12 protein-coding genes are annotated in these 11,062 nt (G+C 53.3%); 10 read left to right on the forward strand and 2 right to left on the reverse strand.

Going from position 1 to position 11,062, the window contains the following annotated elements; all coding sequences use genetic code 11:
- Window positions 1–424: 424 nt before the first annotated feature.
- The 7 genes from BDE01S_RS04520 to BDE01S_RS04545 all read left to right on the forward strand — a co-directional run bounded on the left by BDE01S_RS04520 (window position 425) and on the right by BDE01S_RS04545 (window position 6,348).
- Window positions 425–715 carry a helix-turn-helix domain-containing protein gene (locus BDE01S_RS04520; protein ID WP_066077899.1) on the forward strand — a complete coding sequence of 97 codons (291 nt, stop codon included), beginning with the start codon at window positions 425–427 and terminating at the stop codon, window positions 713–715.
- A gap of 129 nt (window positions 716–844) precedes the next feature.
- Entirely contained in the window at window positions 845–3,676 is a 2,832-nt protein-coding gene (locus tag BDE01S_RS04525) for a valine--tRNA ligase (RefSeq protein WP_066077919.1), read from the forward strand.
- Window positions 3,677–3,903: 227 nt separating this feature from the next.
- Entirely contained in the window at window positions 3,904–4,071 is a 168-nt protein-coding gene (locus BDE01S_RS11275) for a hypothetical protein (RefSeq protein ID WP_156472597.1), read from the forward strand.
- Window positions 4,072–4,134: 63 nt separating this feature from the next.
- On the forward strand, window positions 4,135–4,302 hold the full coding sequence (locus BDE01S_RS04530) for a hypothetical protein (RefSeq protein WP_156472598.1): 168 nt from the start codon (window positions 4,135–4,137) through the stop codon (window positions 4,300–4,302).
- A 169-nt stretch (window positions 4,303–4,471) separates the two neighbouring features.
- A complete protein-coding gene (locus BDE01S_RS04535) occupies window positions 4,472–4,804 on the forward strand; it encodes a hypothetical protein (RefSeq protein ID WP_066077903.1) in 333 nt (110 codons plus the stop codon).
- Window positions 4,801–5,772, forward strand: coding sequence for an ATP-grasp domain-containing protein (locus tag BDE01S_RS04540; RefSeq protein ID WP_066077905.1), 972 nt, complete (start codon window positions 4,801–4,803; stop codon window positions 5,770–5,772). The genes BDE01S_RS04535 and BDE01S_RS04540 overlap by 4 nt, the downstream gene beginning before the upstream one ends.
- 36 nt (window positions 5,773–5,808) lie before the next feature.
- Window positions 5,809–6,348 (forward strand): hypothetical protein, encoded by a 540-nt coding sequence (locus BDE01S_RS04545; RefSeq protein ID WP_066077908.1) that lies wholly within the window; start codon window positions 5,809–5,811, stop codon window positions 6,346–6,348.
- Window positions 6,349–6,438: 90 nt separating this feature from the next.
- Here the strand turns inward: BDE01S_RS04545 and BDE01S_RS04550 are convergent, their stop codons facing one another.
- A complete protein-coding gene (locus tag BDE01S_RS04550; protein WP_066077911.1) occupies window positions 6,439–7,413 on the reverse strand; it encodes a KpsF/GutQ family sugar-phosphate isomerase in 975 nt (324 codons plus the stop codon).
- A 144-nt stretch (window positions 7,414–7,557) separates the two neighbouring features.
- Between BDE01S_RS04550 and tal the strand changes: the two genes are divergently transcribed.
- Window positions 7,558–8,613: a transaldolase gene (gene tal / locus BDE01S_RS04555; RefSeq protein ID WP_066077913.1), complete on the forward strand. Its 1,056-nt coding sequence runs from the start codon at window positions 7,558–7,560 to the stop codon at window positions 8,611–8,613.
- A gap of 432 nt (window positions 8,614–9,045) precedes the next feature.
- Here the strand turns inward: tal and fur are convergent, their stop codons facing one another.
- Entirely contained in the window at window positions 9,046–9,483 is a 438-nt protein-coding gene (gene fur, locus BDE01S_RS04560) for a ferric iron uptake transcriptional regulator (RefSeq protein WP_066077914.1), read from the reverse strand.
- A gap of 214 nt (window positions 9,484–9,697) precedes the next feature.
- On the opposite strand from fur, the gene BDE01S_RS04565 reads away from it, so the two are divergent.
- Entirely contained in the window at window positions 9,698–10,150 is a 453-nt protein-coding gene (locus tag BDE01S_RS04565) for an outer membrane protein assembly factor BamE (protein ID WP_245934305.1), read from the forward strand.
- Window positions 10,151–10,222: 72 nt separating this feature from the next.
- Window positions 10,223–11,029 carry a 4-hydroxy-tetrahydrodipicolinate reductase gene (gene dapB / locus BDE01S_RS04570; RefSeq protein WP_066077917.1) on the forward strand — a complete coding sequence of 269 codons (807 nt, stop codon included), beginning with the start codon at window positions 10,223–10,225 and terminating at the stop codon, window positions 11,027–11,029.
- The last annotated feature ends 33 nt before the right edge of the window (window positions 11,030–11,062 follow it).

Raw genomic sequence — 11,062 nt, forward strand, 5'->3', positions numbered from 1 at the left:
ACAGCTTGATTTTCAGACGGCCCTCTTCGCCCGCCCGCAAAACAACAACGCCGCCCTACAAAAGCCCGACTTTATCCGCCCGCACTTATCCCTTTGACATATCGAAACTTTTCCCCCAAAAGCATCAGGCCGTCTGAAAAAACCGCTTTTGCACCGCAATTTTTTCATTCATCAATTATTAAAAATTGTTTGCTTATGTAAAAGTAAGACTACCAAGCCATCATATATACACATAAATCATTGAAAATAATGAAATTACACGAAAATTCATAATGAATATACACCCTTCTAATCCGATTAGTATAGGGCGCGCGGCAGACATTTGTCCTATACTCTAAGAAAAAGGCTATAAATAAGCATACGCGCTTCCGTTGGCGCCACACATCCGGCCGCACAAAACAGCTTTACCATTAGAAGGAATACCATGAAATCGTTTGAAAAAGTCGAAAATATCCGCGACATCCGCAAGAAGCTGGGGTTAAATCAAATAGAATTCTGGAGCCGCGTCGGCGTGACCCAATCCGGCGGCTCCCGCTATGAGTCCGGCCGCAATATGCCCAAGCCCGTGCGCGAGCTGCTGCGCTTGGTGCACGTCGAGCAAATCGACCTGGCTACCGTCAACCGCGACGACTTGGCCGTTGCCGCCCTGCTGAAAGAGCGCCACCCCGATTTATACGCTTCCCTGAAAAAAGAAGCCAAAGCCGAGAAAAAATAATCCGGCCGCATCCACTGCCGAGCCGCGCATCACTGGCTGTTTGAAACCACTTTATCCGCGTTTCAGACGGCCTTTTTGCGTTATAATGCCGACAAACTTTTCAATTACCTTATCGACCTGTCAAACATCATGCTAAACAAATACAATCCCGCCGAAATCGAAAACAAGCATTATCAAAACTGGGAAAGCAAAGGCTATTTCCAACCGCACATGGACTTGGACAAAGCATCCTTCTCCATCCAGCTGCCGCCGCCGAACGTGACCGGCACGCTGCACATGGGCCACGCCTTCAACCAAACGATTATGGACGGCCTCACCCGCTACTACCGCATGCAGGGACGCAACACGGCATGGATTCCGGGCACCGACCACGCCGGCATCGCCACGCAGATTGTGGTGGAACGCCAGCTGGGCGGGCAAGGTGTGTCCCGTCACGATTTGGGACGCGAAAAATTCTTGGAAAAAGTGTGGGAGTGGAAAAACATCTCCGGCGGCACGATTACCGAACAAATGCGCCGCGTGGGCTGCTCCGCCGACTGGACGCGCGAATATTTCACCATGGACGACACCCGCGCCGGAATCGTCACCGAAGTCTTCGTGCGCCTGTTTGAGCAGGGGCTGATTTATCGCGGCAAGCGTTTGGTAAACTGGGATCCCGTGCTCGGCACCGCCGTTTCCGATTTGGAAGTGGAAAGCGTGGAAGAACAAGGCTCGATGTGGCATATCCGCTACCCGCTGGCCGACAATCCCGAGGAAGCTGTGATTGTCGCCACCACCCGCCCCGAAACCCTGCTGGGCGACGTAGCCGTAGCGGTGAACCCTGAAGACGAGCGTTACCGCCACTTAATCGGCAAAGAATTGACGCTGCCGCTGACCGGCCGCACCATCCCCGTGATTGCCGACGAATATGTGGAAAAAGATTTCGGCACCGGCTGCGTGAAAATCACCCCCGCACACGACTTCAACGACTACGAAGTCGGCAAACGCCACGACACCCGCCTGATTAACGTATTCGACCTCGAAGCCAAAGTCTTGGCCGAGGCCGAAGTGTTCAACTTCAAAGGCGAAGCACAACAAGGTTTCGCGCTGCCTATCGATTATGCGGGCTTAGACCGCTTTGCCGCCCGCAAGCAAATGGTGGCCGATTTGGAAGCGCAAGGCCTGCTGGCGGAAGTCAAACCGCACACACTGATGACCCCGAAAGGCGACCGCACCGGCTCCGTCATCGAGCCCATGCTCACCAGCCAATGGTTCGTCGCCATGAGCGCGAAGCCCGACGGCGGCGAGCCGGAGAGCGAATTCAAAGGCATGAGCTTGGCGCAAAAAGCCAAACACGCCGTCGATAGCGGCGCAGTGCGCTTTATCCCCGAAAATTGGGTCAACACCTACAACCAATGGATGAACAACATCCAAGACTGGTGCATCTCGCGCCAACTGTGGTGGGGACACCAAATTCCCGCTTGGTATGACGAGCAAGGCCATGTCTATGTTGCCCGCAACCAAGCCGAAGCCGAAAAACTGGCGGGCAAAAGCGGCCTGACCCGCGACGAAGACGTACTCGACACCTGGTTCTCCTCCGCCCTCGTACCGTTTTCCACCTTGGGCTGGCCGTCTGAAACCGACGAGCTCAAAGCCTTCCTGCCGAGCAATGTACTGGTCACCGGCTACGAAATCATCTTCTTCTGGGTCGCCCGCATGATTATGATGACCACCCACTTCACCGGCAAAGTACCGTTTAAAGACGTGTACATCCACGGCATGGTGCGCGACCACGAAGGCAAAAAAATGTCCAAATCCGAGGGCAACGTCATCGATCCCGTGGATTTGATTGACGGCATCGACCTCGAAAGCCTGCTGGTGAAACGCACCACCGGCCTGCGCCGCCCCGAAAAAGCCCCGCAAGTGGTGGAAGCCACCAAAAAACTCTTCCCCGAAGGCATTCCCGTATTCGGCGCCGACGCGCTGCGCTTCACCATGGCCAGCTACGCCAGCCTCGGCCGCAGCATCAACTTCGACTTCAAACGCGCCGAAGGCTACCGCAATTTCTGCAACAAATTGTGGAACGCCACCAACTTCGTGCTGATGAACGTGGAAGACAAAGACTGCGGCCAAGACGAAACCCAGCCGCTGGCCTACACCTTCGTCGACCAATGGATTATCGGCCGCCTGCAGCAAACCGAAGCCGCCGTTACCGAAGCCTTCGACACCTACCGCTTCGACCTCGCCGCGCAAACCCTGTACGAATTCGTGTGGAACGACTTCTGCGACTGGTATATCGAGCTGGCCAAAGTGCAAATGCAAACCGGCTGCCCGACCACACAGCGCACCACCCGCCGCACCCTCGTGCGCGTGCTCGAAGTCATCCTGCGCCTGCTGCACCCGATTATGCCTTATATCACCGAAGAGCTGTGGCAGACCGTCGCGCCGCTGGCCAACGCCAAAACCACCGACAGCATCATGCTCGCCGCCTGGCCGGTTGCCGATAACGAAAAAATCGTTCAGACGGCCTTCGACCAAATGGCCGCGCTGCAAGACTTAATCGGCGCCGTGCGCAACCTGCGCGGCGAAATGGGCATCGCGCCGAACGTAAAAGCCCCGCTGTTTGTCGAAGGCAGCGCGGATCTGGCCGGCCTGCTCAAATACCTGCCGTCCATGACCCGCCTCACCGAAGCCAACATCGTCGGCAAGCTGCCCGAAAACGAAGACGCCCCCGTCGCCGTGTGCAACGGCGCAAGGCTGATGTTGAAAGTAGAAATCGACAAAGCTGCCGAAACCGCCCGCTTGGGCAAAGAAGCGGAAAAACTGCAAAAAGCTCTGGACAAGCTCAACGCCAAACTCTCCAAACCCGGCTACACCGACAAAGCCCCCGCGCACCTGGTGGAAAAAGACCGCGCCGAATTGGCGGAATTGGCAGACAAAATGGCCAAAGTGCAGGCGCAATTGGCGAAACTGCAAGACTGATTAAACTCATCAGCCGAGCAGTAACAAGCCGTCTGAAAACGGGCACAACGTTCGTTTTCAGACGGCTTTTTTTGTTTAATTTTTGTACAAAAAATGCTTGACAAGAGAGAGAGAGAGAGAGAATTACCGTGTATTTTTCCTTTTTATTTTCTCAAAGTTAAATTTTTCCTGAAAAAACAGAAAAATACAAACACAATCCATTTTTTTATTTGTTTTAAGGACTTATTATGGACAGTAACGAAAAATCTTACAGCTTGCGTTTCTTGCAAAACAACCCCGAAATTGATTTCGAACAGGCATGGTCTTGGAAACCTCAAAACAACATGAATCAGCTGCATATCAAAACCGCATCATTCAGCGGTAAAAACCAAGCTGATGATTATGAAACCGAGTAATCTCACTTTTTCTGATGGATGCACATCCGCCCCTATCAATTTTTTTCAATAAAAGGAAATACCGTGGATAACAACGAAAAATCTTACAGCTTGCGCTTCTTGCAAAACAATCCTGAAATCGATTTCGAACAGGCATGGTCTTGGAGCCCCCAAAACAACATGAATCAGCTGCATTTACAAACCGCAACATTCAGCGGTAAAAAGCAAACTGATGATTATACAAACGAGTAATTTCACTTTTCGGATGGAGCTCCCACTCAACTCTATCATTTTTTTCTCAACAGGAACATCCTGTGTCAGAAATAAAGTGGATGATATATCAATCGAGTAGGTCGCTTTTTCTTCAGACGGGAATTCCCGTCTGATTTTCTTGAAACCACCCTCAAGGGAGGTAATAAACATGTTCGATCACATATCCGCAGCTTTAAATGCACTGGAAGAATGCGGATTCAAAACAGATACCTTTAAAACCATTGGAGATGTCATCCAAGCAGTTATCGAACTCGGAAGCCATGAAGGTATCGTTTATTCCGTACATGATGATTTCTACGGCCTATTAAGCTTGAGTAACGAATTTACAAACCTATCGCTAGATGACCGCAGCTTATGGGAGGATGACGAGGCATACGAATCTCAAGAGTACTATGAAGAAATGCGACGGTTGTTAGACGAAATCGAAATTTGTACCCGAATATGGTTCAACCATTTCAACCAAGAGGAAGAAGAAGCATGATTTTATTGGTCGGCGCGGGCGATGATCCGCATCTTACCGCTATTCAGGCGCATATCCGGCAAGCCGGATTTTCTGCACACATCTTATCTACGGAAAAAGAAGCGCTTCTGAATACGTCGTTTACCTATCGAAGCGGCGACGCTTCGTTTGTTTTGCAACAACACGCTGCCGAAGCTGTTGCTCCGAATATCCAAGCCGTCTTTTTCCTGTCACCTCTTTACAGCAAGCAGGGATTTAACCACTCGCAAGTTCAGGAGTTTTGGCACACGACGTGGCGTGAGGCACTGCACGGCTATTATGCCCACCTGAGCCAATCCTGCTTTGTGACCAACCGGCATATTTACAATGCCCTGCCCGCTCAAAATAAGATTTCTTTTTTCCGTGCGGCGCAGCAGGCAGGTATTCCTGCGCCTGAAAGTTTAATCAGCAATACCCGTGCGGATATTTTAGCTTTCTTTGACGACGGCAAAGATGTGGTGCTGAAGACCATGCACCAAATCTACTTGGAATATCAAAACCAGCAAACCATGCTCTTGGTTAAAAAAGTCAAGAAAGAAGACTTTGCCGATTTCGAAGGTAAAGGAGAATGTCCGGTTTTCCTGCAAAAAGCCGTAGACAAACAATTCGACTTCAGAGCCATCATCATCGGCGATACTGTTTTAACCTGCAAAATCGATGCCAGCAAATCCTTATATGGAAATGTAGATTGGCGGGCTTACGATTTACCCCATACCGTTCATGAAATTTATGAATTGCCGCAGTCGCTGAAAAACAAAATCCTCAAAGCCATGCAATATTTCCAATTGGATTATGCCTGCTTGGATTTCTGCGTAGATCAAAACGGCCAAGAATGGCTGCTGGACATCAACCCGTTCGGCCGCTTTATGTGGATAGAGCTGGCTACCGGCCTTCCTATCAGCAAACATATCGCCGACTTTCTCATGCAAAAAGCGCAATCAACTCACTAAGCGAGGCGCATACTTAACCAAGCAGGAGCATAGACGATGGCTTTACATGACTATATCAAGAAACTCTGCTCTGACTACCAAGACCCCGGCCGACTGATATTTAAAGCATACCGCTATATGAATGAGGACGACTCTATCACCCATATCCGCATTGATCCTCATGCTGTAACCAACCTTGGCAAGCAACTGACACCCAGATATTCCAGGGTTTTCTTTTACCCTCCCGAAAACCAAAGCTTCATTTCCATTGACTCTGCAAGACAATATCTTCTATTAAGAAACAAAGATAACATTGTCTGTCGTTTAACGGGAGCAATGCTGACTGAATATATAGATAAATCCATTAACACAGGAGAAAACGAATACGCTCGCAAGTACTTAACCGATGAAGAACTGGTTTCTCTGATGTTTTACTCCTTTACCGCCAGACCCGCTCTATTGAAGTGGATTGTAAACAATCAGCTTCCGTATTGCACCTATAGGTCATACAGCAACGGAGATGCCTATGCTTATGAAATACGCATGACCAATCTGATGAATACGGTTATCCCCAAACTGTTCCTGATATCCGCATAAAAAAGCCGTCTGAAAAACCTGTGTTTTTCAGACGGCTTTTGTTCATACCGTTCTCTCAACTGATAAACATACGCCGCTGCCCGCGCGGCGTTACACAATCCGCGCCATCAGCAAATCGTGCATATTCAGCGCGCCGATCAGCAGGCCGTGTTCATCGGTCACCAGCAGGCCGTTGACATGGCTGGCCTGCATATGTTTCAAGGCTTCGGTTGCCAGCTTGTCGGCAGTGATGGTTTTCGGCTCGGTGTGCATGATGTCGTCCACGGTCAGGCCGGCGAAATGGTCGCGCTGTTGGAACAGGCGGCGCAGGTCGCCGTCGGTCAATACGCCTTTCAGACGGCCTTCGGCGTCGGTTACGGCCAGCATGCCCAGGCCTTTTTCACTCATGCGTACGATGGCGTCTTTCAGCAGCGTGCCGCACACGACTGCGGGCAGCGCGTCGCCGTCGTGCATGATGTCGGCCACGCGCAGCAGCAGGCGTTTGCCCAGGCTGCCTGCGGGGTGGCTGAGGGCGAAGTCGTCGGGGGTAAAACGCCGCGCCTGCAGCAACACCACCGCCAGCGCATCGCCCAAAGCCATCACGGCGGTGGTACTGGAGGTCGGCGCGAGGCCGAGCGGGCAGGCTTCTTGGGACACAGCCGCCGTGATGTGGATGTCGGCGTGCCGCGCCATGGTGGAATCGGGGCGGGCGGTGATGCAGATTAAGGTGATGTTTTTGCGTTTGAGCGCGGGAATAATCGCTAAGATTTCGTCGCTTTCGCCCGAATTGGAAATGGCAATCACGGCATCGTTGTCCACTATCATGCCCAAATCGCCGTGCGCGGCTTCGGCGGGGTGGACGAAAAACGCGGGCGTGCCGGTGGATGCCATGGTGGCGGCGATTTTGCGGCCGATATGCCCGGATTTGCCCATGCCCAATACCACCACGCGGCCGCGGCAATGCAGCAGGGTTTCGGCGGCGCGTACAAAGCTGCCGTCGAGATTGCGGGCGATTTCCTGCAGGGCTTCCGCTTCGGTGTGCAGCACTTCGCGCGCCCACGGCAGATACGGTTCCGTATGGCTCATTATCGTTTTCCTAAATATTCGTTATGCTGTTCAAGCAGGATAATTCGGGTTAGTATAACCCTTCCGTCGGTTTGATGCGCCTTGTTTCAAACCGGCGCAACGACTATATAACCCTGCTCAACACTCAACCAAAAGGATACAGAGATGACTATTTTATCGGACGTTAAAGCATTAGGCCAACAAATCTGGCTGGACAACCTCTCCCGCTCGCTGGTACGCAGCGGCGAGCTGGCCGAAATGTTGAAGCAGGGCGTGTGCGGCGTAACCTCCAACCCTGCCATCTTCCAAAAAGCCTTTGCCGGCGATGCCCTGTATGCCGATGAAATCGCCGCGCTGAAGCAGCAGAATTTAAGCCCGAAAGCGCGTTACGAAACCATGGCCGTGGCCGATGTGCAGGCTGCCTGCGATGTCTGCCTGGCCGAACACGAAGCCTCCGGCGGCCGCACCGGCTTCGTCAGCCTGGAAGTTTCGCCCGAGCTGGCCAAAGATGCCGCCGGTACGGTTGTCGAAGCCAAGCGTCTGCACACCGCCATCGGCCGTAAAAACGCCATGATTAAAGTGCCCGCCACCGATGCCGGTATCGAAGCGTTGGAACAACTGGTGGCAGACGGCCTGTCCGTCAACCTGACCCTGCTGTTCTCCCGCGCCCAAACCCTGAAAGCCTACGCCGCCTACCGCCGCGGTATCGCCGCCCGCGCCGAAGCCGGCCTGCCGCTGGCGCATATCCAAGTCGTTGCCAGCTTCTTCATCTCCCGCGTGGACGGCGCGCTCGACACCACCCTGCCCGAGCATCTGCAAGGCAAAACCGCCATCGCTCTGGCCAAAGCCGCCTATCAGGATTGGGCGCAGTATTTCGGTGATGCCGAATTTGCCGCCTTGGCCGAAAAAGGCGCCAACCGCGTGCAGCTTCTGTGGGCGTCCACCGGTGTGAAAAACCCGGCCTATCCCGACACCCTGTATGTGGACAGCCTGATTGGCGAGCATACCGTCAACACCGTACCCGATGCCACGCTGAAAGCCTTTATCGACCACGGCACAGCCAAAGCCACGCTGACCGAGAACACCGAAGCGGCGCAAGCGGTTTTGGCGGAAGTGGCGCAGCTGGGCATCGACCTCGAAGCGCTGGCCGTGCGCCTGCAGGAAGACGGTCTGAAACAGTTTGAAGAAGCCTTCGACAAGCTGCTCGCGCCATTGGCTTAAACCGTTTGCCGTAAAAAAGCCGTCTGAAAAAGCCACGCTGCGCGCGTTTGCTTTTTCAGACGGCTTTTTTGTGGAAAAGACGGCGGAACTGGGGGATGCTTGCCGGTTATCCTTATCGTTATACAGGCAAAATATATCGGAAAATAGCACCCAAAATGTCCCTTACGCCTAAAACTCCCAAACAAAAATCTTTGTCGCCGTCATTCCCGCGCAGGCGGGAATCCACCTATGAGTTAAGAAGCCTATTTTAAAAAAACAAACCACTTATATTCAAAAGTGGATTCCCGCCTGCGCGGGAATGACGGCGGCAAGAAGGATTTCATCTTTTGGGAATTCCCTACAGCCGTTTCAGTTTAAATGGACACCCCGCCCATAAAATTCAGACGGCCCGGAAAGCCCGCAGCCGTCTGAAAATCCTGCCTGCCGCTGCAATCAGCGTTTGGCTTTTGCCTGGCAGTCGGCGCACACGCCGTACATATACAGCGCATGATCGACGATACGGTAGCCGTTTTCTTCGGCGATTTTATCTTGCAACGCTTCGATTTCCGGGTTGTGAAACTCCGTGACCATGCCGCATTTCACGCAGACGATGTGGTCGTGGTGGTCGCCCTTGTCCAGCTCGTACACGGCCTTGCCGGTTTCAAAATGGTGGCGCTGCAAAATACCGGCCTGCTCAAACTGCGTCAGCACGCGGTAAATGGTGGCCACACCGATTTCGATACCTTCGTCCAGCAAAATACGGTACACATCTTCCGCACTCAGATGCTCTTCGGAATGGGTTTCAAACAAATCCAGAATTTTCAAACGCGGGCCGGTCACTTTCAGGCCGCTGTCTTTCAGCTGGGCAATGTTGTTGAAATTATTTTCCATAGTATTCAATACCCCTGTGGTCTAATAACCGTTATAATACGCACTTTTAGTCCGCTTGCACACTATAAACCGATAGCGCGGCTCAATAAAACCCCGCGTCATTATTGCGTGAAACCGGGTCATAAATTATGAAGATGATTATCGTTTGCTTTTGAAATATATTCAAGCGGTGATATGATTTTTCCTGCCGATACGAATAAAGAAAGGTACGCCTGTGAACAAAACCTTATGCTTCGCCCTTGCCGCCCTGTTGGGTTTATCCGCCTGTACCGCCGAGCGCGTGTCGCTGTTTCCCTCGTACAAGCTGAAAGTTATTCAGGGCAACGAGCTCGACCCGCGCGCCGTGGTGTCCCTGCGCCCCGGCATGAGCCGCGACCAAGTGCAGCTGCTGCTGGGTACGCCGCTGCTGCGCGACGCTTTCCACGCCAACCGCTGGGATTACACATTCAACACCAGCCGCAACGGCATTCTGAAAGATCGGAGCAACCTGACCGTCTATTTTGAAAACGACGCGCTGGTGAAAGCCGAAGGCGATGCCATTCAGAAATCCATCACCGCCCTGCAAAACGGCAACGACAACCCCCTCGGCTCCGCATCCGCCGATTCGGGCAATCAGCCTTCCCTGTGGAACCGCCTGTTTTCCCGCGAAAGCAAAGCAGCCGAATAATGCGCCCGGGCGGCTCCATTCCGCCCGCCTGCCAATCCGCGGGCCTGCCCCGCCCCATCTGAAAGACACGATATGACAGCATTAAGAGTTGCCATCGCCGGCGCCAACGGCCGCATGGGCCGCGTATTGATTGAAGCCGTCAACCAACATCCCGATACCGTATTGAGCGGCGCCATCGAGCATTCCGGCTCGGAAGCGCTGGGCTTGGATGCGGGCTTCTCGCTGGGTTTGAAAACCGGCATCGCCATCAGCGACGACGTGGATGCGGTCTTGGCGCAAAGCGACGTATTAATCGACTTCACCCGTCCCGAGCCGACCCTGAAACACCTGCAAAAATGCGTGGAACGCGGCGTGAATATCGTCGTCGGCACCACCGGCTTCGATGACGCGGGCAAAGCCGCCATTCAAGCCGCCGGCGAAAAAATCGGCGTGGTATTTGCCGCCAACTTCAGCGTTGGCGTCAACCTGACCTTCCATATTCTGGACACCGTCGCCCGCGTGCTCAACGAAGGCTACGACATCGAAATCATCGAAGGCCACCACCGCCACAAAGTCGATGCCCCGAGCGGTACGGCTCTGCGTATGGGCGAAGTGATTGCCGGCGCACTCGGCCGCGATTTGAAGCAATGCGCCGTGTACGGCCGCGAAGGCCACACCGGCCCGCGCGATCCTTCCACCATCGGCTTTGCCACCGTGCGCGCGGGCGACATCGTCGGCGACCACACCGCCTTGTTTGCCACCGACGGCGAACGCGTGGAAATCACCCACAAAGCCAGCAGCCGCATGACCTTCGCCTCAGGCGCCGTCCGCGCCGCCGTGTGGGCCGCGCAGCGCAAAGGGCTGTTTGATATGCAGGACGTATTGGGCTTAAAATCCTAATCCGTTTCTTATAGTCATCTAAAATAAGAACGG

The sequence above is a fragment of the Bergeriella denitrificans NBRC 102155 genome, from assembly GCF_001592185.1.
Lineage (GTDB): Bacteria > Pseudomonadota > Gammaproteobacteria > Burkholderiales > Neisseriaceae > Neisseria > Neisseria denitrificans.

Excerpts from the sequence above, each read along its gene's own strand:
- BDE01S_RS04540 (WP_066077905.1), top strand. The coding sequence starts at position 4,801 with ATGATTTTATTGGTCGGCGCGGGCGATGATCCGCATCTTACCGCTATT.
- BDE01S_RS04535 (WP_066077903.1), top strand. The coding sequence starts at position 4,472 with ATGTTCGATCACATATCCGCAGCTTTAAATGCACTGGAAGAATGCGGA.
- fur (WP_066077914.1), bottom strand. The coding sequence starts at position 9,483 with ATGGAAAATAATTTCAACAACATTGCCCAGCTGAAAGACAGCGGCCTG.
- dapB (WP_066077917.1), top strand. The coding sequence starts at position 10,223 with ATGACAGCATTAAGAGTTGCCATCGCCGGCGCCAACGGCCGCATGGGC.
- BDE01S_RS11275 (WP_156472597.1), top strand. The coding sequence starts at position 3,904 with ATGGACAGTAACGAAAAATCTTACAGCTTGCGTTTCTTGCAAAACAAC.
- BDE01S_RS04550 (WP_066077911.1), bottom strand. The coding sequence starts at position 7,413 with ATGAGCCATACGGAACCGTATCTGCCGTGGGCGCGCGAAGTGCTGCAC.
- tal (WP_066077913.1), top strand. The coding sequence starts at position 7,558 with ATGACTATTTTATCGGACGTTAAAGCATTAGGCCAACAAATCTGGCTG.
- BDE01S_RS04520 (WP_066077899.1), top strand. The coding sequence starts at position 425 with ATGAAATCGTTTGAAAAAGTCGAAAATATCCGCGACATCCGCAAGAAG.
- BDE01S_RS04545 (WP_066077908.1), top strand. The coding sequence starts at position 5,809 with ATGGCTTTACATGACTATATCAAGAAACTCTGCTCTGACTACCAAGAC.
- BDE01S_RS04525 (WP_066077919.1), top strand. The coding sequence starts at position 845 with ATGCTAAACAAATACAATCCCGCCGAAATCGAAAACAAGCATTATCAA.